A 21,537-nucleotide genomic window follows, 5' to 3' on the forward strand; every position below is an offset into this window, starting at 1 on the left:
GCAGGCTAGACTGCCGGGCATGACCCAGGCCTCCCCCGATACCCCGCTTACCCTCACAATGGGCGCGCTGCAGCAGTGGCACGCGGCGTTGCAGCGCGCCCTGGCCCATGGCGAAACCCCCGAGGCGCTGGAGTATGTGGCCGCTGCCATCGGCCAGTTGGTGCAGGTGGAGTCGATGATGATCAGCCTTGAGTGCCAGGGGCGGGCGCCGCAGTTGCTGTACCAGCAAGGCATCCCCGAACGGCATCGGGCCGCCGTGCTGGAGCGCTATTTCAGCGCCGGCTACCTGCTGGACCCCTTCTGCCTTGCCGTGCAAAGCGGCCTGGCCGAAGGCTTCTACCACCTGCAGGAAATCGCCCCCGACAACTTCTTCGACAGCGACTACTACAAGGCTTATTACCTGGGAACAGGTTGCAGTGAAGACAGCTACTACATCGTCGACCTCAGCGCAGGCCGCAAGCTGTCGCTGAGCCTGTTCCAGGGCTGCAGCGGCACGCGCCTGAATGCCGGGCAGGTCGACCTGTTGCGTGCGCTGGAGCCGATGGTGCGCGAACTGCTGGGGCGCTATGCCCGGTACAACCTGGAACCGGGCGCTGCATCAACCGAGCGCAGCAGCCTGCAGGCAGCGTTCGACAGCTTTGGCTGCCAGGTGCTGACCGACCGCGAGCGCGAAGTGGCCCACATGATCTTGCGCGGGCACTCGGTGAAATCTACTGCGCTGGAGTTGGGTATCTCGCCGGAGACCGTGCGCATGCACCGCAAGAACCTGTACATGAAGCTTGAGATCAACTCGCAATCGGAGTTGTTTGCACGGTTCATCGACTGGTTACGCGGTGATCATTTGCCGATGATTTCTGATTGACTGTCTTGAGCCCTGGCGATTCACGTGTCGCAGCATGAAACAGCTCAATGGGAGCATCCCTATACCGATGGGTATACGGGGCAGGCATAGGCAATAGGGCAGGGCTATACAGCCCCTGTGGGCATGGTGTGTTCATATGGCCTGTTGCTCGATCAACGCCAGGCACCGCTTCACGATCGGGCTTACATCACCCTTGCGCCGGCTGAGGATGATGGGGCTGACGGCGCCGCTATCAAGCAGGCCGACATACTCGATATCGGGACGGTGCTGCTGCTGTACCGATGCTGGCACCAGGGTCACCCCGACGCCAACCGCTACCAGGCCGATGGCGGTCTGCAGTTCGTTGGCCCACTGGCTGACACGAATGCTCATGCCGTGGTGGGCGAACAGCGCCAGCACGTGGTCGGCATAGCTGGGCCGGGGATTGGCCGGGTAGAGGATGAACGCTTCGCCAGCCAGCTGGGCAAGACTGAGCGGGCTGCCCGCCAGGGGGTGGCCCTTGGGCAGCACGGCCACCAGCGGGTCCTCGCACAGCACCTGCTGGTGAATCACCGGGTCGTCGATGCGAATGCGGCCGAAGCCAATGTCGATACGCCCGCTTTTCAGCGCCTCCACCTGTTGCAAGGTGGTCATTTCGTTCAGGCCCAGTTCCAGCTCGCTGTCCTGGCGCAGTTCGCGGATCAGCTCCGGCAGCACGGTGTACAGGGTAGAGGGCGCAAAACCGATGCCCAGCCACTGGCGCTGGCCCTGGCCGATGCGGCGGGTGTTGTCGCTGATGTTCTGCAACTGCTGCAGCACGGTGCAGGTCTGTTCGTAGAAGAAACGGCCGGCCTCGGTCAGCCGCAGCGGACGTTCGCGAACCACCAGCAGGGTGCCGAGCTGGTCCTCCAGCTGGCTGATCTGCCGGCTCAGGGGTGGCTGGGCGATGTGCAGCAGCTCGGCGGCGCGGGTGAAGTTCAGGGTCTCGGCCAAGACTTTGAAGTAACGCAGGTGGCGCAGCTCCATCAGACCTCCAGGGTATGGTGGGAGATTCATTTGATATTGGACGGTCGTCAGGGTCTCGCGCAATCCTTCAACAATCAAGTAAACGCATCACTCGGGCCTACGACTGTAAGCCCGACCTGACGGGACCTGGCAACAATGACAAGCGCGCTGATTGAACACATAGATGCAATTATCGTCGATCTCCCGACCATTCGCCCGCACAAGCTGGCGATGCACACCATGCAGCAGCAGACCCTGGTGGTATTGCGACTGCGCTGCAGCGATGGCGTGGAAGGCATCGGTGAAGCCACCACCATCGGTGGCCTGGCGTATGGCTACGAAAGCCCCGAAGGCATCAAGGCCAACATCGACGCGTACCTCGCCCCGGCGCTGATCGGCCTGCCGGCAGATAACATCAATGCCGCCATGCTCAAGCTGGACAAGCTGGCCAAGGGCAACACCTTCGCCAAGTCCGGCATCGAAAGCGCCTTGCTCGACGCCCAGGGCAAACGCCTGGGCCTGCCGGTCAGCGAACTGCTGGGTGGCCGCGTACGTGACAGCCTGGAGGTGGCCTGGACCCTGGCCAGCGGCGACACCGCCCGCGACATCGCCGAAGCCCAGCACATGCTGGACATTCGCCGGCACCGCGTGTTCAAGCTGAAAATCGGCGCCAACCCGGTGGCCCAGGACCTCAAGCACGTGGTCGCGATCAAGCGCGAGCTGGGTGACAGCGCCAGCGTGCGGGTCGACGTCAACCAGTACTGGGACGAGTCCCAGGCCCTCCGCGCCTGCCAGGTATTGGGCGACAACGGCATCGACCTGATCGAGCAGCCGATTTCGCGCATCAACCGCGCTGGCCAGGTGCGCCTGAACCAGCGCAGCCCGGCACCGATCATGGCCGATGAGTCGATCGAAAGCGTCGAGGACGCCTTCAGCCTGGCCGCCGACGGCGCCGCCAGCATCTTCGCCCTGAAAATCGCCAAGAATGGTGGCCCGCGCGCGGTGCTGCGCACTGCACAGATCGCCGAGGCCGCTGGCATCGCCTTGTACGGCGGCACCATGCTCGAAGGTTCGATCGGCACCCTGGCTTCGGCCCATGCATTCCTCACCCTGCGCCAGCTCACCTGGGGTACAGAGCTGTTCGGGCCGCTGCTGCTGACCGAGGAGATCGTCAACGAACCGCCGCAATACCGCGACTTCCAGCTGCACATCCCCCACACCCCCGGCCTGGGCCTGACGTTGGACGAACAGCGCCTGGCGCGCTTCGCCCGTCGCTGATCAGCAAGCAAGGAGATAATCATGTTGTTCCACGTGAAGATGACCGTGAAGCTGCCGGTCGACATGGACCCGGCCAAGGCCGCCCAGCTCAAGGCCGACGAAAAGGAACTGGCCCAGCGCCTGCAGCGCGAAGGCACCTGGCGTCACCTGTGGCGCATTGCCGGGCATTACGCCAACTACAGCGTGTTCGATGTGCCCAGCGTCGAGGCATTGCATGACACGCTGATGCAGCTGCCGCTGTTCCCTTACATGGATATCGAGGTCGACGGCCTGTGTCGGCATCCCTCGTCTATTCACAGCGACGATCGCTGATTCGCACCTGTATGCCTGACAAGAACAATACGAGGTAAGCACGATGACCGTGAAAATTTCCCACACTGCCGACATTCAAGCCTTCTTCAACCGGGTAGCTGGCCTGGACCATGCCGAAGGAAACCCGCGCTTCAAGCAGATCATTCTGCGTGTGCTGCAAGACACCGCTCGCTTGGTCGAAGACCTGGAAATCACCGAGGACGAGTTCTGGCACGCAGTCGACTACCTCAACCGCCTGGGCGGCCGTAATGAGGCAGGCCTGCTGGCTGCTGGCCTGGGTATCGAGCACTTCCTCGACCTGCTGCAGGATGCCAAGGATGCCGAAGCCGGCCTTGGCGGCGGCACCCCGCGCACCATCGAAGGCCCGTTGTACGTTGCCGGGGCGCCGCTGGCCCAGGGCGAAGCGCGCATGGACGACGGCACTGACCCAGGCGTGGTGATGTTCCTTCAGGGCCAGGTGTTCGATGCCGACGGCAAGCCGTTGGCCGGTGCCACCGTCGACCTGTGGCACGCCAATACCCAGGGCACCTATTCGTACTTCGATTCGACCCAGTCCGAGTTCAACCTGCGTCGGCGTATCATCACCGATGCCGAGGGCCGTTACCGCGCGCGCTCGATCGTGCCGTCCGGGTATGGCTGCGACCCGCAGGGCCCAACCCAGGAATGCCTGGACCTGCTCGGCCGCCACGGCCAGCGCCCGGCGCACGTGCACTTCTTCATCTCGGCACCGGGGCACCGCCACCTGACCACGCAGATCAACTTTGCTGGCGACAAGTACCTGTGGGACGACTTTGCCTATGCCACCCGCGACGGGCTGATCGGCGAACTGCGTTTTGTCGAGGATGCGGCGGCGGCGCGCGACCGCGGCGTGCAAGGCGAGCGCTTTGCCGAGCTGTCATTCGACTTCCGCTTGCAGGGTGCCAAGTCGCCTGACGCCGAGACGCGAAGCCATCGGCCGCGGGCGTTGCAGGAGGGCTGAGTTCGAGGTTTTGTCACTGTGATTTTGCCTGGGGCTTTCCGTGCGGGGAGGCCTCGGGCTTTTTGTCGCCAGGGGCGGGTGATCTAGAATCGTCTTTTTGTTCAGGCCCCCACACCATGCTCCCCATCGCGCTGCTGCCAACCACCATCGACCAGGCGTCGCTGATCCGCAATCTCTACCAGTTCTATTGCTACGAGTCCTCCGACTGGGAGCAGGAAGACGTCGAGGCGGACGGCCGTTTCTACATCCACGAGGAGCACCTGCAACGCTACTGGCAGGACGACGGCTGGGGCGCGTATCTGGTGCTGGTGGACGGCTTCATCGCCGGCTTCGTGCTGGTCGAGCGCAGCGAGCTGCCTGGCATCGTTGCGCAGGAGCTTGCCGACCTGTTCATCTTGAAGAAGTACCGTCGCCAGGGCATCGGCCGAGCGGTGGCGTTGCAGTTGCTGGGGGGCGAGGGTGACTGGCTGCTGCGTTGCTACGCACAGGATCTGCCCGCCGTGGCTTTCTGCAATGCCGTGCTGGCGAGCCTGCCGCGGCCGGCGCAGGCTATCGCCCTGGGGGATGAGCCGGACTTGCTCAACTTCCTGGTGACCGGCACCCGCCATTGAGGGCGGGGCGCTTTCGTTCGTCCAGATAAGGGATAGCGCCATTTTTGTGATGTGCTTCACAAAATGCTCACGAGCGGCATAATGCCATCATCGCTTTCCAAGACCCGGCCGCCGCTTGCCGGGGTCCCTTTTCATGCGCTTCGAAGGTTCAGGTAAAGTTCATGTCGCTCGCAGCAAACCCCGACATCATGTACCGGCTGTTGATCCAGAGCGTGGTGGATTATGCCATCTACCTGCTCACCCCTGAAGGTATCGTCGCCAACTGGAACCCCGGCGCCCAGCGCGCCAAGGGGTACCGTGCCGAGGAAATCGTCGGCCAGCACTACTCGCTGTTCTACACCGATGCCGAGCGCGCAGCCGGGTTGCCGGCATTCAACCTGGAGCAGGCGCGCAGCACCGGACGCTTTGAGGAAACGGGTGCACGGCTGCGCAAGGACGGCACGGCCTTCCACGCCCATGTGGTCATCGAAGCGGTTTACGACGATGCCGGGCAACTGGTGGGTTTCGCCAAGGTCACCCGCGACATTTCCGAACGCCACCGCCAGGAGCTCGAATTGCTGCAGGCCAAAGAGCTGGCCGAGCAGTACAGCCAGGAAATGGCCAAGCTGTCGCAGTTTCTCGATTCGGTCATTGCCAACATTCCCGCGAGCGTCATCGTCCAGGACCTGGAAAGCCAGCGCATCCTGTTGGCCAATCAGCAGGCCGAACGCCTGTTCGGCGGGCCTCAGCACAGCATGATCGGCCAGTTGCCCAGGGAATGCCTGGCAGCGGCTGCCGGTGACTATCTGGAGCAGCAATTCGTGCGGGGTGCCCGCAGTACCAAGGGGCACGCCGCCGAAACCCGCGTCGACACCGCCCGCGGCCCACGCACACTGCGTAGCCGTACCCTGCTCAGTCAAAACCGCGAAGGGCAGGCCGATTACGTGTTGTTCGTGGCCGAAGACGCCACCGAAGAGCTGGCCGCCCATGCGCAGATCCACCACATGGCGCACCATGACGCGCTCACCGGGTTGCCCAACCGTACGCTGTTCCACGAACGGCTGCGCCAGGCCCTGTTGCGCGGCAGCGAAAACACCAAGCTGACCGCTGCCCTGTGCCTGGACCTGGACAACTTCAAGAACATCAACGACTCCCTTGGCCATGCCTTTGGTGACAAGCTGCTACGCGAGTTGGGCAAGCGTCTGCGCCGCGAACTGCGTGAGCACGACACCTTGGCCCGCCTGGGTGGCGACGAGTTCGCCGTGGTGCTGACGGGCCTGGAGGGGCGGGATGCCGCGTGCAATACCGCGCAGCGCCTGATCAAGGCCATCAGCCCGCCGTTCCGGATCGAAGGGCATCAGTTCGCGGTGGGGGTGAGCATCGGCATCGCCATCGCGCCTGATGACCATGACCAGGCAGAGCAACTGCTGGGCTACGCCGACATGGCGCTGTACCAGGCCAAGCGTAACGGCCGTAATCGTTATGAATGCTTCGATGTCGAACTGGACGTTGCCGCCCGCCAGCGCCGCCTGGTGGAAACCGACCTGCGCACAGCGCTGCACCTGGGGCAGTTGCAGTTGCACTACCAGCCGGTAGTCGATCATCAGACGAGCAGCGTTACCGGTTATGAGGCGCTGCTGCGCTGGGAACACCCGACCCGTGGCATGGTCATGCCGATGGACTTCATCCCCATTGCCGAAGAAACCGGGTTGATCCACGAGCTGGGCAACCGTGCGCTGAACCTGGCCTGCCAGGAGGCCGCCAGTTGGGACAGTGAGCAGACGGTGTCGGTCAACCTGTCGGCGGTGCAGTTCAAGAACGGCGATCTGGTGCATACCGTCGCCCTCGCGCTGGCCGACTCGGGCCTGCCGGCGCAGCGGCTGGAGCTGGAAATTACCGAGTCGGTACTGCTGGGCAACAGCGAGGAAAACGTGCGCACCTTGCGCGCGCTGAAAGACCTGGGCGTGTCCATTTCACTGGATGACTTTGGTACCGGCTACTCATCGTTGGGCTACCTGCGTTCGTTCCCGTTCGACCGGATCAAGATCGACAAGTCGTTCGTGCATGACATGTGCGACAGCCGCGAGGCCATGTCGATCATTCGCGCCATTACCGAGCTGTCCAACAGCCTGATGATCAAGACCACGGCCGAAGGCGTGGAGTCGGAGGAGCAGATGCGCCGGCTCGCGGCGGAAGGCTGTTCGCACTTCCAGGGCTACTTTTACGGGCGGCCGGCACCGGCGAGCGAGCGGTTGAGGCAGGTCATCACCCAAGAACAATGACTTGCGCGGCGACCTCAGCTGTTCCAGTCCGGGGCAAACGGCGGGCTAACCACGCGCTGGTCTTTCGGCAGCCCGGCAATGGCTGCGCGGTCTTCGTCATCCAGCTGCACGGTCAACGCGGCCAGGTTGGCCAGCTGGTTTTCGCGGCTGCTGGCTTTGGGGATCGCCGCCACGCCGTCCTGGTCCAGCAGCCATTTCAGCGCGACCTGGCTGGGCAGCACGCCATGCTTGCGGGCAATCGCCTGGATCACCGGCTGCGCCGCTGCCTGGCCGCGTGCCAGCGGGGTATAGGCGGTGAGCAACAAATCATGGCTGCGGGCGAAGTCGAGTAGCGGTTGCTGGCTGAGCAGAACATGGTATTCCACCTGAATCGCCGACAACGGCGCGCCCAGGGTTTCCACCACCTGGCGCAGTAACCCCAACGGGAAGTTGGCCACGCCAATGTGGCGCGCCTTGCCTTCGTCACGCAGGGCTACCAGGGTGTCGATGCTGCGGGCCAGGTCCCAGTCCGTGCCTGGCCAGTGGATGTGGAACAGGTCGACCTGTTCGGTACCCAGCGCGCGCAGGCTGTCTTCCAGCGACTGACGCATGGCTTTGGGCTCCAGGCGGTCCCACCAGACCTTGGTGGTCAGGTGGATCTGCTCGCGTGGCACGTCGCTGTCGCGCAGCGCCTGGCCAACGGCCGCTTCGTTTTCGTAGGCGGTGGCGGTGTCGATGTGCCGGTAACCCACGTCCAGTGCCTGGCGCACGGCCTGGGTGCATTCACTGCCGGTCATTGGCCAGGTGCCCAGGCCGATGGCGGGCAGGTCCAGGCCGGTGCGGGTGCTGAGCCTTTGCATGTAAATTCCTTGTAGGGTGTGCAGGGTCGGTCGATGGTCGGCGATCAACCGTGTACGGGCCATGCAGACAAGGTGGAAAGTGGTCGATCAGCGAACAGAAATTGCACTTGGCCGGGGCAAGCGGCAAATGAACTTCCTTATTCTGCGCCATCTCTTCTAGAATCCCAGCTGTTACATCCGCCAGGCAATGCCTGCGCGGCCTTCCTTGGGCGAGGCATGTTGCCCCGCCGTCATCGAGAGAGCCATGAGTTCCAGCACACCGCTGTCCGGCGTCAACCAACCCCTGCGCGGCATCGCGTTGGTGGTGGTGGCGACGTTCCTGTTCGCCAGCCACGATGCCTTGTCCAAATTCCTGGGTGGCCTGTACCCGATAGTCATGGTGGTGTGGGCGCGTTATGTGGTGCACACGTTGCTGATGGCCGGCATCTTCCTGCCCAAGTCTGGGCTCAACGTATTGCGCACCCGCCGGCCGGTATTGCAGACCTTGCGGGCCCTGAGCCTGCTGAGCACCAGCCTGCTGTTCACGACCGGCTTGCAATACCTGCCACTGGCCGAGGCCACGGCCGTCAACTTCCTTGCCCCGGTGCTGGTCACCGCGTTGTCGGCGCCGCTGCTCAAAGAGCAAGTGACAGTGGGGCAGTGGGTGGCGGTGGTGATGGGCTTTATCGGCGTGCTGGTGGTGGTGCACCCTGGCGGGGCGATGTTTACCCCGGCCATTCTGTATCCGTTCGGTTCGGCGTTGGGCTTCTGCTTCTATCAGTTGCTGACGCGGATTCTGGCGGCGCATGACAGCCCGACCACCAGCAACTTCTATGCGGGTTTGTGCAACACCTTGGCAATGAGTGCCCTGGTGCCGTTCTTCTGGGAGGTGCCGCGCTGGGATCATGCCCTGTTGATGCTGGCACTGGGCGGCTTTGGCATGACTGCGCACCTGCTGTTGACCCAGGCCTTCCGCCATGCGGCGCCGGCGTTGCTGGCGCCGTTCAGCTATTGCCAGATCGTGTTTGCCGGGTTGCTTGGCTTCGTGGTGTACAGCCAGGTGCCGGATACCCTGAGCCTGGTGGGGATTTTGGTGATCTGCCTCAGTGGGCTTGGTGCAGCCTGGATGCAGCGCGGCAAATAGCAGCCGCGTGCTTCAGGCTGTACGACCGGTAGGCGCAGCGTTGCGCTGCGAAGAGGACATCACTGCGTGGCCATGAACTGCAGGATGCGGTCGCGCAGCCAGCGCTCGGCGGGGTCGTTGTCCTGGGCGCCGCTCCAGACCATCGACAGCTCGGCCTCGGTGATGTCGAACGGCGCCGGGTCGGCGCGCAAGCTGCCGTCGTCGGCGAGGGCACACGCGGCATAGTCCGGCACCGTGGCGATCAGCTCGGTGTTGCGCAGCAGGGCGCGTAGGCTACCGAACTGCGGCACCGCCAGCACCACCTTGCGGCAACGCCCGATGCGTGCCAGGTCGAGGTCGATGTTGCCGCTCATGTCACCGGAGAACGACACCATCACATGCGGGCGGGCGCAGTATTCGTCGAGGGTCAGCGGCCCTGGGCGGTCGTCGGCGCGCAGCACCCGTACACCGATGTCGCGCAGCTTGCGGCGTTTGGCGGTGGCCGGCAGGTCGGTGGTATAGCTCACACCTACCGAGATCTCGCCGCTGGCCAGAAGGCCCGGCATCAGCAGGAAATTGGCCCGCCGCACTACCACGCTAATGGCGGGGGCTTCTTCACGCAGGGCCTGCAGCAGGGCCGGAAACAGGCCGAACTCGGCATCGTCAGAAAGGCCCAGGCGGAACACGTTGCAGCTGTTGGCCGGGTCGAACTCGCGGGCGCGGCTGATGGCAGCGGAAATCACGTCCATGGCCGGGCCCAGTTCAGCAAAGATCTGCATGGCCCGCGGGGTGGGTTCCATGGCCCGGCCGCTGCGGATCAGCAGCGGGTCGTCGAACAGCTCGCGCAGGCGGGCGAGGGCGGCGCTGACGGTGGATTGGGTGATAAACAGCTTTTCACCCACGCGGGTCAGGTTGCGTTCGATCATCAGGGCTTCGAACAGCACCAGCAGGTTCATGTCGACGCGGCGCAGGTCGTTGCGGTTCATGAGGGCTCGGCGTCCTGGGCAAAGGGTATGGCTGTGTATTGAAGCATGGCGTGGGGCCTTGTGCCTTGTATGGATGTGCCGGCCTCATCGCGGGCTTGACCGCGATGAGGCCGATACAGGCCTGCGCCTGACAGAGCCAGCCTATCAGGCTCCAACAGCCACTCTATTAGAACTCTGCCCAAGCTCGGCTAGTCTTTCTCGTGGCCCCGCGAATTCCGCGACAGGGCAGCGCGTCAGCACCTGCGTGCAAGACCGTGCCCCCCCCGCCGTGACAGCTTCGCAAGCCCCGTGTACACCTGATGAGGGGTAGTACGAGCCCACCCGCTCGGCTGAAAGAACACTGGCATAGACCGGAAATCTGGATAACCGACCCAAAGGTACCCGCAGATGTCGAACGAATCGAAATGCCCGTTCCATCAAACCGCAGGTGGCGGCACCACCAACCGTGACTGGTGGCCTGACCAGCTCAACCTGAGAATTCTTCACCAGCATTCCTCCAAGTCCAGCCCCGACCCGGACTTCGACTATGCCAAGGCGTTCAAGAGCCTCGACTTCCAGGCCCTGAAGAAAGACCTCACCGCCTTGATGACCGACTCGCAGGATTGGTGGCCGGCCGACTTCGGCCACTACGGCCCGCTGTTCATCCGCATGGCCTGGCATAGCGCCGGCACCTACCGCATTGGTGATGGCCGCGGTGGTGCGGGCTCTGGCCAGCAACGCTTCGCCCCGCTCAACAGCTGGCCGGACAACGTCAGCCTGGACAAGGCCCGGCGCCTGCTGTGGCCGATCAAGCAGAAGTACGGCAACAAGATTTCCTGGGCCGACCTGATCGTGCTCACCGGTAATGTTGCCCTCGAATCCATGGGCTTCAAGACCTTCGGCTTCTCCGGCGGGCGTGCCGATGTGTGGGAGCCGGACGAAGACGTGTACTGGGGGTCGGAAAAGGTCTGGCTAGGGGGTGATACCCGTTACGGCAAGGATCAGGTCAAGGCGCAGCCGCCGGGGCAGGGTGACCTGGTGGCCGAGCCGGCCAAGCATGGTGAAGAGCAGAATCGCGACCTGTCGGCCGAGCGTAACCTGGAAAACCCGCTGGCCGCCGTGCAGATGGGCCTGATCTACGTGAACCCGGAAGGCCCGGAAGGTAACCCCGACCCCGTGGCCTCGGGCAAGGACATCCGTGAAACCTTTGGCCGCATGGCCATGAACGATGAAGAAACCGTGGCCTTGATCGCCGGTGGCCACGCGTTCGGCAAGACCCACGGTGCCGGCCCCGCCGACAACGTCGGCCCCGAGCCGGAAGCGGCAGGCCTGGAGATGCAGGGCCTGGGCTGGCACAACACGTTTGGCTCCGGCAAAGGCGGGGATACCATCACCAGTGGCCTGGAAGTGACCTGGACCTCCACCCCGACCCGGTGGAGCAACGAGTACCTGAATAACCTGTTCGACTTTGAATGGGAGCTGACCAAAAGCCCGGCCGGCGCGCACCAGTGGCGGCCGAAAGATGGCAAAGGCGCAGGCATGGTGCCCGATGCACACGATCCCGGTAAAAGGCATGCACCGTCGATGTTGACCTCCGACCTGGCATTGCGCTTCGACCCCATTTACGAGCCAATCGCTCGCCGCTTCAAAGAAAACCCTGACCAGCTGGCGGATGCTTTTGCCCGTGCGTGGTACAAGCTGATCCACCGCGACATGGGCCCGCTGGCGCGCTATCTGGGCCCGGAAATGCCCAATGAAGAGTTGCTGTGGCAAGACCCGTTGCCCAAAGCTGACCCAGCCACGATCAGCGAGCAAGACATCGCGACCCTCAAGGCCAGGATCCTGGCCTCGGGTTTGAGCGTGGGTGAACTGGTCTCCACCGCCTGGGCATCCGCGTCGACCTTCCGCGGCTCCGACAAGCGCGGTGGTGCCAACGGCGCGCGTTTGCGCTTGGCGCCACAGAAGGACTGGGCTGCAAACCAGGGCGTGGACAAGGTGCTGGCGGCATTGGAGAAGATCCAGGGCGAGTTCAACAGCAGCGGCAAGAAGGTTTCCCTGGCTGACCTGATCGTGCTGGCCGGTACCGCGGCAGTCGAAAAAGCTGCCAAGGATGCGGGCTACAGCGGCAGCGTAGGGTTCCGCCCGGGCCGAGTCGATGCGTCGCAGGAGCAGACTGACGTCGAGTCGTTCGCCGTGCTGGAACCGCTGGCCGATGGCTTCCGCAACTTCACCAAGGCACGCTACAGCGTCAAGGCCGAGAAACTGTTGCTGGACAAGGCGCAGTTGCTGACCCTGACCGCGCCAGAGCTGACCGTGCTGATCGGTGGCCTGCGGGTGCTCGGTGCCAACCATGGTGGTAGCAAACTCGGCGTGTTCACCGACAAGCCGGGGACGCTGAGCAACGACTTCTTCCGCAACTTGCTGGATATGAGCGTGGAGTGGAAACCGACCTCGGCGGACAACGAAACCTTTGAAGGCCGTGACCGCAAGACCGGGCAGGTGAAGTGGAGCGGTAGCCGGGTCGATCTGGTGTTCGGTTCGCATGCCCAGTTGCGGGCGTTGAGCGAGGTGTATGCCAGCAGTGATGGCGGTGACAAGTTTGTCCGGGACTTTGTGACCGCCTGGCAGAAGGTCATGGAGCTGGACCGCTTTGATCTGAAATAGCGTTGCCTGGCGGGGGGCGCTCAGCGCCCCCTTGGCCAGTGGTCATCCCGCCAATTCCAGGTCGGATAGATACAAAAGTGTCCTCGTCGGTTCTGTTGCAATGCTTCTCAGGCGGCCGGCCTGAACAGCGTGCTCACAACGACAAGGAACCCCGACCATGCAAATGCCCAAGACCCTGAAAATCCGCAATGGCGACAAGGTGCAGCCAACCTTTTCCGCTCAGGAATACGCTGCTCGCCACGCCCGGCTGCGGGCCTATATGGCCGAGCAGGACATCGAGGCGGCAATCTTCACCTCGTATCACAACGTCAACTATTACAGCGATTTCCTCTACTGCTCGTTCGGCCGCCCTTATGCGCTGGTGATCACCCAGGACAAGGTGGTCTCGATCAGCGCCAACATCGACGGCGGGCAACCCTGGCGGCGCACGGTGGGCACTGACAACATCGTCTACACCGACTGGCAGCGCGACAACTATTTCGTCGCCATCCAGCAGGCGTTGCCGCTGGCCTCGCGCATCGGCGTGGAGTACGACCACCTGAACCTGCAGAACCACGGCAAATTCGCCGCCTGCTACCCCAAGGCCGAGCTGGTGGACATCGCTGCGCCGTGCATGCGTATGCGCATGATCAAGTCGGCCGAGGAGCAGGCGCTTATCCGTCACGGTGCACAGGTGGCCGACATCGGCGGAGCGGCAGTGGTCGAGGCCCTGCGTGAGCAGGTGCCCGAGTACGAGGTGGCACTGCATGCCACCCAGGCGATGGTGCGCGAAATTGCCAAACGCTTCCCGGACGCCGAGCTGATGGACACCTGGACCTGGTTCCAGTCCGGGCTCAACACCGATGGCGCACACAACCCGGTCACCAGCCGCCGTGTGGGCAAGGGCGAGATCCTCAGCCTCAACTGTTTCCCCATGATCGCCGGTTATTACACCGCGCTGGAGCGCACCCTGTTCCTTGACCACTGCCCGGACGAGTACCTGCGCCTGTGGCAGGCCAACGTCGAAGTGCACGAAGCCGGGCTGCAACTGGTGCGCCCAGGCATGCGCTGCAGCGATATCGCCCGCGAACTGAACGAGATCTTCCTGCGCCACGACCTGCTGCAGTACCGCACCTTCGGCTATGGCCATTCGTTCGGCACGCTCAGCCATTACTACGGCCGCGAGGCGGGGCTGGAGCTGCGCGAGGACATCGATACCGTGCTGGAACCGGGCATGGTGGTGTCGATCGAGCCGATGATCATGCTGCCTGAAGGGCGGCCGGGGGCGGGCGGTTATCGCGAGCATGACATCCTGATCGTCAACGACAGCGGCGCCGAGAACATCACCAAGTTCCCGTATGGGCCGGAGCACAACATCATTCGCAAATAAGCATCGGCGTCGGCTGCTTCGCGGGCAAGCCCGCTCCTACGGGGATTTCACCGTTGTCGTAGGCGCGGGGTTTCCTGCGAAAAGGCTGGCCCAGACAACAACAAGATCCCCGTATGACCACCAGACCCTGCCTCCAATTAAAAGAACCAGAGGGTACCCGTCATGTCCAGCACCACCCTAGACCCATCCGCCATCACCGGCCCCGCACACAACGCCGAACGCCAGGCGCTGCGCAAGGCCGCCCGGGCCAGCTTCATGGGCAACTTCGTCGAGTGGTTCGACTACGCCGCCTACGGCTATCTGGCCACCATCATCGCCGCCACCTTCTTCCCGCAAACTGACAAGACCACCGGTTTGCTGGCCACCTTTGCGGTATTCGCCCTGTCGTTCCTGGTGCGCCCGCTGGGTGGCATCGTCTGGGGCCATTTCGGCGATCGACACGGTCGGCGAAACGCGCTCTCGTGGTCGATCCTGATCATGTCGGTATCCACCTTCTGCATCGGCTTGTTGCCGGGCTATGCGCAGATCGGGCTGTGGGCACCGGCCTTGCTGTTGCTGATCCGCCTGGTACAGGGGTTTTCCGCCTCGGGTGAGTACGCCGGGGCCGCTGCGTTCCTGGCCGAGTACGCGCCGCCTGGGCGGCGTGGCTTGTACACCAGCATCGTGCCGGCCAGCACGGCGGCGGGGTTGTTGTTCGGTGCGGCGTTCGTCGCGGTGTTGCATGAGCTGCTCAGCAGTGAAGCCCTGCATGAGTGGGGCTGGCGCCTGCCGTTCCTGCTGGCGGCGCCGTTCGGCCTGGTAGGGCGCTATATCCGCATGAGCTTGCAGGACACGCCCAAGTTCCTGGAGATGGAGCAGCGCCTGGAAACCAAGGCCGGCATGGCCACGACGCCGCTGCGCGAACTGCTGGGCCAGCACCGGCGCAGCCTGGCGATCGGCATGGGTGTCACCTGCCTTAATGCGGTTGCGTTCTACCTGTTGCTCAGTTACATGCCGACCTACCTGTCTAGTGAAATGGGCATGAGCGAGCGGGATTCGTTCATCGCCTCGACGGTGTCGCTGGCCACCTATATCGGCTTGATCTTCCTGATGGGGCGGCTGTCCGACCAGTTTGGTCGCAAGACCATGCTGGTGGTGGCCTCGCTGTTGTTCCTGGGGTTGACCGTGCCGTTGTTTCGCCTGCTGGACGGCCAGCCTCTGCTGGTGATTCTGGCCATCCAGATCCTTTTCGGTGCGATGCTGGCGATGAACGACGGGACCTTGCCGTGCCTGCTAGCCGAAATCTTTCCGACCCGGGTGCGCTTCAGCGGGTTTGCCTTGAGCTTCAATGTGGCCAATGCGCTGTTTGGCGGGACTGCGCCGTTCATTGCCACCTGGCTGATTCAGGTGACGGGCAGCAAGCTGGCCCCGGCAGGATACTTGCTGGCGGCAGCACTGGTGGCGCTTGTGGCCATGCTGATGTGTCGGGAGACGGCGCACGCGGCCCTTGAAGATTAGTTGACCTGCACTGGCCTCTTCGCGGGCAAGCCCGCCCCTACAACGGCCTGTGGCGGACCACCGATGTGCGTGTAGGAGCGGTTTTACCCGCGAATACGGTGGCGGCGGCAACGGTGAGCGGCGGGTGGAGATTGGCCAGCAGGCCCGGCCCTTTCGCGGGTGAACCCGCTCCTACAAAAGCCTGTGGCGGACCACGTGCGTGTAGGAGCGGGCTTGCCCGCGAAGAGGCCAGCCAAGCCAATACATGACCCCATTCAATGGAGAGAGGCCTGCCGCCGCTCCCCTAAAGGCGACAGCCCGAAGAACCGGCTATAACTCTTGGAGAAATGCGCAGGCGAACTGAAGCCGCAGGCCAGCGCCACCTCACGCACTTGCACGTCGCTGCGCAGCAGTAACTCCCGCGCCCGCGACAGCCGCAGCTCCAGGTAATACTGGCTGGGCGTGCGCTGCAGGTACTTGTGGAACAGCCGCTCCAATTGGCGCACGGTCACGTCGTTGAGGCTGGCCAGTTCCTCCAGCCCCAGCGGTTCCTCCAGATTGGCCTCCATGATCGCCACCACCTGGCTCAGTTTGGGCTGAGCGCTGCCGAGCAGGGTGCGCAGCGGTACACGCTGGCGCTCACGCTCACCGCGCACGCGGTCGCACAGCAACAGCTCGGCGGCCTTGGCCGCGATGTCCTGGCCGCCCGTGTCCCGGGCCACCAGTTGCAGCATCATGTCCATGGCCGCCACGCCGCCTGAGCAGGTGTAACGGTCGCGGTCCAGTTCGAACAGCTGGCTGGAGATCACGATACCGGGGAAGTGCGCCTGCAACGTCGGCAGGTCTTCCCAGTGGATGGTGCAGCGGTAACCCTTGAGCAATTCGGCCTTGGCCAGCAGGTAGCTACCGGTGCAGATACCGCCCAGTGGCAAGCGCTGGCGGGCCAGTTGGCGCAACCAGTCGATCAATGGGCGGTTGCTACGGCTTCGGTCGATCGGGTTGGCGCCGACCACCAGCAAGGCATCCAGCGCGGGGGCGTTGGTGATGTTGTAGTCGGGCAGTACGCGCATGCCGTTGCTGGCCACCACCGGCGCGTCGTCTGCGGCGATCAGCACACTGCGATACAGTGGCTTGCGCGCGGCCAGGTTGGCCATGCGCAGGGTCTCCACCGCCGACGCAAGGCCGATAGTGGTGAAATTGGGCAAAATCAGGAAGCCAAAGGTCTTTGCCGAACAATTCTTTACACTAGACGGCGATAGGTTTGCAGAAGCGGGGTGGACCATTGCGCTGTTCCTGTGCAAGCTGAGGCCTGGTTGGTCAGGGGCAGTGAGAAAGCAGAGCCTCGCGTGGTTCTTGTTGTTATGGGTCGTTGCCGGGTCGATCATACACCTCGGATGCAGCGGCCAGGAATGGCCCCGCCGGCTGGCGGGGCCGACAGTGATTGCACAGAGAAGGTGAGCGTCAGTGAACCCCGAAACCATGCTGGCGGGCTTGCCAGGCTATGCCATGGCCCCCGAAGCGATCCAGGTGCTGCCCGATGCCAGGGCTTACCGCGCCTGCTTGTTCGAGCGCATCCGTACGGCGACTCGGCGCATTGTTATCGTTGCGCTGTACCTGCAGGAGGACGAGGCCGGCCAGGAAGTGCTGGATGCCTTGTACCAGGCCAAGGCCGCGCGGCCAGGCCTGGAGATCACCATCGTGGTCGACTGGTTCCGCGCCAGGCGCGGGCTGCTGGGGGCCGGGCGTCAGCCGGGCAATGCCGCCTGGTACCAGGCCCAGCGCCAGTTGCACGGGCTGGACATCGCGATCCATGGCGTGCCAGTGCAGACCCGCGAACTGTTCGGGGTGTTGCACCTCAAAGGCAGCATCATCGACGATTGCGTGATCTACACCGGCGCCAGTCTGAACAACGTCTACCTGCATCGTTTCGACCGCTATCGCCTGGATCGCTACCACCTGTTCCAGTCACCGGCACTGGCTGATGCCATGGTCGGCCTGGTTCAGCGTTTGCTGCACCATACCGCCACACCGCGCCTCGACCTGCCGGCGCCACCTTCTACCCGCAGTTTGCGCGGCGACATTCGGCGTTTGCGCGCACGGCTGCGGCGCATGGCCTACGAGGTACCGGCCAGCGTAACGGGGCAGGGCCTGCAGGTGATCCCGCTGCTGGGTGTGGGCCGTGGCAATCCGCTGAACCGGGCACTGTGCGCCTTGCTGGCAGTGGCGCGCACGCAGATCATCATCAGTACGCCGTATTTCAACCCGCCGCAGGTCGTGATGCGCGAACTTGACCATGCCCTGGCGCGGGGGGTTGGGGTGGAGCTGATTGTCGGTGACCGCACCGCCAACGACTTCTACATCGCCCCTGGCGAACCGTTCAGTGCCAGTGGTGCATTGCCCTATCTGTACGAGGACAACCTGCGCGCCTTCGCCCACCGCCGCCACGCCGCGATTGCCAGCGGCCAGTTGCAAGTACGCATCTGGAACGATCCCGGGCATACCTTCCATGCCAAGGGCGTTTGGATCGACCAGCGTTATTCGCTGCTGACCGGCAACAACCTCAACCCGCGCGGGTTCAACCTGGACCTGGAGAACGGCCTGCTGATCGACGACCCGCAGGGTCAATGGCTGGCGCCACGGGAAGCGGAGTTGAGCGAGCTGCGGCGCTTTGCGCCGAGAATCGGCTCGGCAGAGGCGCTGGGGGCGAAGGCCGAACATCCCAAGCAAGTGCGCAAGTTTCTGCGTCGGCTGCGCTATAGCCGGCTGGAACCGTTGATCAAACGGGTGCTCTGACGTCGCCTGCAATGGCCCTGTCGCCAGCAAGCCAGCGAAGGGCCAGAGTGGTACGCACCGCGCATTGATGTCATTATGATATTGCTGCCCACGGCCCTTTGTCAGGGGCTGGTTTACAATGTGCAGGCAACCTTGCAAGGCCCCTCTGAACGTGATCACGATCGCATACAGTCGGGCCTTTTCCCGTTAACCAGACAGGCCAATGCGTATATGGCGTTAGATCCACCCACGATGCTGACTATTTCAGTCGCTTTGGCCGCTGCGGCCGCCTTGTACCTGGCGATTGAATGGCGCAGTGTGCGCGAAACCTCGTTGCTGTACTGGAGTGCGGGTTTCGCCACGATTACGGTTGGTAGCACCCTGGCATTGTTGCGCGGGGTCGGCTTTCTGTTCATCGGCATCTGGTTCGCCAATGGCTTGCTGGTGGTGGCCCACGTTTTTTTCCTGATCGGCGTGCTGCGCTTCACCCAGGAGCGCTTGTCACGCGCCTGGATGATGGTTGTGGTGGTCTGGTTTGCCTTGCTGCTGCTGCCCGTGGGCCCGCAGTGGTCGAAGGTGATGCTGATGGTCAACTCGTTGTTGGTGGCCTCGCTGACGCTCAAGGCCAGTTTCCTGCTGCGGCCACATGGCAAATCGCTGAGTGTCGGGGCCGTGCAACTGCGCTATGTGTTGCTGATCCATGGGCTGTTCTATGTGGCCAAGGCGGCCATCGCGATCACGCCAGGCACGCTGATTGACCTGGCGACCTTTGGCGGGCTGATCATTCAGGTTTCGCTGGTGGAAGGCGCGATGGCGATCATGCTGATTGCCTTGTCGATGACCGGCACCGTACGTTACCGGCGGGAAGAGCGTATTGCCCGGCTGGCAGCCCGTGACCCGCTGACTGCGCTGTACAACCGGCGTGCACTGGAGGTGCGGGCGGGGCATTTCTTCAAGGACGTGAGCCCGGCGCAACCCGGGGCATTGCTGTTGATCGACATCGACAACTTCAAACTGGTCAACGACCTGCACGGGCATATCGCCGGCGACCGTTTGCTGATTGCCTTGAGCGAGATGATCCGTACGGCGCTGCCCGAGCGCTCGCTGGCGGCGCGGTTAGGCGGGGATGAGTTCGTCATCTTGCTCAGTGGCGCGAGCAGTGAACGGGTCATGGAACTGGGGAGTGGGCTGCGTGAGCAGTTCCAGCAGTACGCCGACAAGACCGTGCCTACGCCCCAGGCGGTTACCTTGAGCATTGGTGCCAACGTGTTCGATCAGCCGCCGGCGAGCCTGGCGGCGTTGATCGAGCAGGGGGATGTGGCGTTGTACCAGTCCAAACGTGGGGGGCGCGACAGCATTCGGTTTTTCGAGCGGGCGATGGTTGAACTCCGGCAATGAGCGAATCACCTAGGTGGGTGAGCTTTCATGTAACCCCTGTGGGTGATCCATACAGGCGCTCCCGTCACCCGGCCCCCGCGTTTGACGGGCATCCGTGCCCGTCATCAGCAAAACAGCGTGGTCAGGTCGCTACCTGATAGCACGGTACATACTCCGCGCCGCCGGGCAGCTTCATCCGGTGCTGGTCGACGAATGCCTGCAGCAGCCGGCCCAGCGGGTCCAGTACGGCGCTGTCACCGTGGATCTGATACGGCCCGTGTTCCTCGATCAGGCGGATGCCTTTGTCCTTGACGTTGCCTGCGACAATCCCGGAAAACGCCCGGCGCAGGTTGGCCGCCAGTTCATGGGGCGGCAGCTCGCGGCGCAAGTCCAGGTCGGCCATGGCCTGGTGGGTCGGGTCGAACGGTCGCTGGAAGCTCTCCTCGATCTTCAGCAGCCAGTTGAAGTGGAAGGCATCGTTGCGCTCGCGGCGGAACTGCTTGACCGCCTTGAGGCCTTCGACCATGTGCCGGGCGACTTCCGCCGGGTCATCAATGATGATTTCGTACAGGCGATGGGCCGCTTCACCCAGCGTGGCGCCGACGAAAGCGTGCAACTGTTGCAGATAAGGTTCGGCGCTGCGCGGGCCGGTGAGCACCACCGGGAACGGCAGGTCGTGGTTGTCCGGGTGCATGAGGATGCCCAGCAGGTAAAGGAACTCCTCCGCCGTGCCGGCACCGCCCGGGAAGATGATGATGCCGTGGCCGACACGCACGAAGGCCTCCAGGCGCTTCTCGATGTCTGGCAGGATCACCAGTTCGTTGACGATCGGGTTGGGCGCCTCGGCGGCGATGATGCCGGGCTCGGTCAGGCCCAGGTAGCGGCTGCCATGCATGCGTTGCTTGGCGTGGGCGATGGTGGCGCCCTTCATCGGGCCTTTCATCACGCCCGGGCCGCAGCCGGTGCAGACATCCAGCTTGCGCAGGCCCAGTTCATGGCCGACCTTCTTGGTGTACTGGTATTCCTCGGTGCTAATCGAGTGGCCGCCCCAACACACCACCATCTTCGGCTCCACGCCTGGGCGCAGGGTGCGCGCGTTGCGCAGCAGGTGGAAAACGTAGTCGGTGATGCCCTGGGAGCTCTCCAGGTCGATGCGCTGGCTGGCCAGCTCGCTTTCGGTGTAGACGATGTCGCGCAAGGCGCTGAACAGCATTTCACGGGTGCTGGCGATCATTTCGCCATCGACGAAGGCGTCTGCCGGGGCGTTCAGCAGCTCCAGGCGCACGCCGCGGTCCTGTTGGTGGATACGCACCTCGAAGTCTTTGTAGGCCTCAAGGATAGTCTTGGCATTGTCGACATGGGCGCCAGTGTTGAGGATTGCCAGGGCGCACTGGCGGAACAGTGTGTAAAGGCTACCGGTACCGACTTCACTCAGTTGCTGCACTTCACGTTGTGACAGCGTCTCCAGGCTGCCTTTGGGGCTGACGGATGCATTGATGACATGGCGTTGAGGCATCTAAGTCTTTCCTGTGCGGGTAAAACATCCTTCTTTGACACCACCATACCGAGAAATGTGGACGGCAACGAGGGGGGCTGTGAAAAACCTTGAGACCGAGCTGCCTGCTTCGCGGGTGAACCCGCTCCTACAGGGGCCTTGCCGTCTTCAGGGCAGCACCCACCTGTAGG

General features: G+C 63.4%; 17 protein-coding genes. 12 read left to right on the forward strand and 5 right to left on the reverse strand.

Annotated elements, in window-relative coordinates; genetic code table 11:
- Window positions 1-19 precede the first annotated feature (19 nt).
- A complete protein-coding gene (locus PRJ_RS11415; protein ID WP_256597959.1) occupies window positions 20-862 on the forward strand; it encodes a helix-turn-helix transcriptional regulator in 843 nt (280 codons plus the stop codon).
- Window positions 863-994: 132 nt separating this feature from the next.
- Here the strand turns inward: PRJ_RS11415 and catR are convergent, their stop codons facing one another.
- On the reverse strand, window positions 995-1,867 hold the full coding sequence (gene catR / locus PRJ_RS11420) for an HTH-type transcriptional regulator CatR (protein WP_003256113.1): 873 nt from the start codon (window positions 1,865-1,867) through the stop codon (window positions 995-997).
- 135 nt (window positions 1,868-2,002) lie between these two features.
- On the opposite strand from catR, the gene PRJ_RS11425 reads away from it, so the two are divergent.
- The 5 genes from PRJ_RS11425 to PRJ_RS11445 all read left to right on the forward strand — a co-directional run bounded on the left by PRJ_RS11425 (window position 2,003) and on the right by PRJ_RS11445 (window position 7,287).
- Window positions 2,003-3,124 (forward strand): muconate cycloisomerase family protein, encoded by a 1,122-nt coding sequence (locus PRJ_RS11425; protein WP_104961433.1) that lies wholly within the window; start codon window positions 2,003-2,005, stop codon window positions 3,122-3,124.
- Window positions 3,125-3,145: 21 nt separating this feature from the next.
- Entirely contained in the window at window positions 3,146-3,436 is a 291-nt protein-coding gene (catC, locus tag PRJ_RS11430; protein ID WP_003256111.1) for a muconolactone Delta-isomerase, read from the forward strand.
- 43 nt (window positions 3,437-3,479) lie between these two features.
- Complete coding sequence (gene catA / locus PRJ_RS11435; protein ID WP_104961434.1) at window positions 3,480-4,415, forward strand: catechol 1,2-dioxygenase; 936 nt, start codon at window positions 3,480-3,482, stop codon at window positions 4,413-4,415.
- Window positions 4,416-4,531: 116 nt separating this feature from the next.
- The gene (locus tag PRJ_RS11440) at window positions 4,532-5,026 is read left to right on the forward strand and encodes a GNAT family N-acetyltransferase (protein ID WP_010954548.1); all 495 of its coding nucleotides are present in this window, start codon (window positions 4,532-4,534) and stop codon (window positions 5,024-5,026) included.
- 161 nt (window positions 5,027-5,187) lie between these two features.
- Window positions 5,188-7,287, forward strand: a complete 2,100-nt coding sequence (locus tag PRJ_RS11445; protein ID WP_104961435.1) for a bifunctional diguanylate cyclase/phosphodiesterase — start codon at window positions 5,188-5,190, stop codon at window positions 7,285-7,287.
- Window positions 7,288-7,301: 14 nt separating this feature from the next.
- On the opposite strand, the gene PRJ_RS11450 is transcribed toward PRJ_RS11445, so the two are convergent.
- The gene (locus tag PRJ_RS11450) at window positions 7,302-8,126 is read right to left on the reverse strand and encodes an aldo/keto reductase (protein ID WP_104961436.1); all 825 of its coding nucleotides are present in this window, start codon (window positions 8,124-8,126) and stop codon (window positions 7,302-7,304) included.
- 244 nt (window positions 8,127-8,370) lie between these two features.
- On the opposite strand from PRJ_RS11450, the gene PRJ_RS11455 reads away from it, so the two are divergent.
- Entirely contained in the window at window positions 8,371-9,249 is an 879-nt protein-coding gene (locus tag PRJ_RS11455) for a DMT family transporter (protein ID WP_104961437.1), read from the forward strand.
- 59 nt (window positions 9,250-9,308) lie between these two features.
- Here PRJ_RS11455 and PRJ_RS11460 read toward each other — a convergent pair whose 3' ends face one another.
- Complete coding sequence (locus PRJ_RS11460) at window positions 9,309-10,214, reverse strand: LysR family transcriptional regulator (protein WP_020192324.1); 906 nt, start codon at window positions 10,212-10,214, stop codon at window positions 9,309-9,311.
- A gap of 387 nt (window positions 10,215-10,601) precedes the next feature.
- Here PRJ_RS11460 and katG point away from each other — a divergent pair, with 387 nt between their 5' ends.
- The 3 genes from katG to PRJ_RS11475 all read left to right on the forward strand — a co-directional run bounded on the left by katG (window position 10,602) and on the right by PRJ_RS11475 (window position 15,723).
- Window positions 10,602-12,857, forward strand: coding sequence for a catalase/peroxidase HPI (katG, locus tag PRJ_RS11465; protein ID WP_104961438.1), 2,256 nt, complete (start codon window positions 10,602-10,604; stop codon window positions 12,855-12,857).
- Between the two features lie 157 nt (window positions 12,858-13,014).
- A complete protein-coding gene (locus PRJ_RS11470; protein WP_020191657.1) occupies window positions 13,015-14,226 on the forward strand; it encodes a M24 family metallopeptidase in 1,212 nt (403 codons plus the stop codon).
- Between the two features lie 162 nt (window positions 14,227-14,388).
- On the forward strand, window positions 14,389-15,723 hold the full coding sequence (locus PRJ_RS11475; RefSeq protein ID WP_064493070.1) for an MFS transporter: 1,335 nt from the start codon (window positions 14,389-14,391) through the stop codon (window positions 15,721-15,723).
- A 254-nt stretch (window positions 15,724-15,977) separates the two neighbouring features.
- Here PRJ_RS11475 and PRJ_RS11480 read toward each other — a convergent pair whose 3' ends face one another.
- Window positions 15,978-16,985, reverse strand: a complete 1,008-nt coding sequence (locus PRJ_RS11480; RefSeq protein ID WP_019751089.1) for a GlxA family transcriptional regulator — start codon at window positions 16,983-16,985, stop codon at window positions 15,978-15,980.
- Window positions 16,986-17,166: 181 nt separating this feature from the next.
- On the opposite strand from PRJ_RS11480, the gene pssA reads away from it, so the two are divergent.
- Together pssA and PRJ_RS11490 are read left to right on the forward strand one after the other, a co-directional pair.
- Window positions 17,167-18,495: a CDP-diacylglycerol--serine O-phosphatidyltransferase gene (pssA, locus tag PRJ_RS11485; RefSeq protein WP_104961439.1), complete on the forward strand. Its 1,329-nt coding sequence runs from the start codon at window positions 17,167-17,169 to the stop codon at window positions 18,493-18,495.
- Between the two features lie 231 nt (window positions 18,496-18,726).
- Window positions 18,727-19,872 (forward strand): GGDEF domain-containing protein, encoded by a 1,146-nt coding sequence (locus PRJ_RS11490; protein ID WP_104961440.1) that lies wholly within the window; start codon window positions 18,727-18,729, stop codon window positions 19,870-19,872.
- Window positions 19,873-19,993: 121 nt separating this feature from the next.
- Here PRJ_RS11490 and ppnN read toward each other — a convergent pair whose 3' ends face one another.
- On the reverse strand, window positions 19,994-21,367 hold the full coding sequence (gene ppnN, locus PRJ_RS11495; protein WP_014590577.1) for a nucleotide 5'-monophosphate nucleosidase PpnN: 1,374 nt from the start codon (window positions 21,365-21,367) through the stop codon (window positions 19,994-19,996).
- Between the last annotated feature and the right edge of the window lie 170 nt (window positions 21,368-21,537).

The sequence above is a fragment of the Pseudomonas sp. XWY-1 genome (genome assembly GCF_002953115.1).
Classification (GTDB): domain Bacteria; phylum Pseudomonadota; class Gammaproteobacteria; order Pseudomonadales; family Pseudomonadaceae; genus Aquipseudomonas; species Aquipseudomonas alloputida.

Coding starts and splice junctions, on each gene's coding strand:
- PRJ_RS11415 (WP_256597959.1), top strand. CDS start 20: ATGACCCAGGCCTCCCCCGATACCCCGCTTACCCTCACAATGGGCGCG.
- catR (WP_003256113.1), bottom strand. CDS start 1,867: ATGGAGCTGCGCCACCTGCGTTACTTCAAAGTCTTGGCCGAGACCCTG.
- PRJ_RS11425 (WP_104961433.1), top strand. CDS start 2,003: ATGACAAGCGCGCTGATTGAACACATAGATGCAATTATCGTCGATCTC.
- catC (WP_003256111.1), top strand. CDS start 3,146: ATGTTGTTCCACGTGAAGATGACCGTGAAGCTGCCGGTCGACATGGAC.
- catA (WP_104961434.1), top strand. CDS start 3,480: ATGACCGTGAAAATTTCCCACACTGCCGACATTCAAGCCTTCTTCAAC.
- PRJ_RS11440 (WP_010954548.1), top strand. CDS start 4,532: ATGCTCCCCATCGCGCTGCTGCCAACCACCATCGACCAGGCGTCGCTG.
- PRJ_RS11445 (WP_104961435.1), top strand. CDS start 5,188: ATGTCGCTCGCAGCAAACCCCGACATCATGTACCGGCTGTTGATCCAG.
- PRJ_RS11450 (WP_104961436.1), bottom strand. CDS start 8,126: ATGCAAAGGCTCAGCACCCGCACCGGCCTGGACCTGCCCGCCATCGGC.
- PRJ_RS11455 (WP_104961437.1), top strand. CDS start 8,371: ATGAGTTCCAGCACACCGCTGTCCGGCGTCAACCAACCCCTGCGCGGC.
- PRJ_RS11460 (WP_020192324.1), bottom strand. CDS start 10,214: ATGAACCGCAACGACCTGCGCCGCGTCGACATGAACCTGCTGGTGCTG.
- katG (WP_104961438.1), top strand. CDS start 10,602: ATGTCGAACGAATCGAAATGCCCGTTCCATCAAACCGCAGGTGGCGGC.
- PRJ_RS11470 (WP_020191657.1), top strand. CDS start 13,015: ATGCAAATGCCCAAGACCCTGAAAATCCGCAATGGCGACAAGGTGCAG.
- PRJ_RS11475 (WP_064493070.1), top strand. CDS start 14,389: ATGTCCAGCACCACCCTAGACCCATCCGCCATCACCGGCCCCGCACAC.
- PRJ_RS11480 (WP_019751089.1), bottom strand. CDS start 16,985: ATGGTCCACCCCGCTTCTGCAAACCTATCGCCGTCTAGTGTAAAGAAT.
- PRJ_RS11490 (WP_104961440.1), top strand. CDS start 18,727: ATGCTGACTATTTCAGTCGCTTTGGCCGCTGCGGCCGCCTTGTACCTG.
- ppnN (WP_014590577.1), bottom strand. CDS start 21,367: ATGCCTCAACGCCATGTCATCAATGCATCCGTCAGCCCCAAAGGCAGC.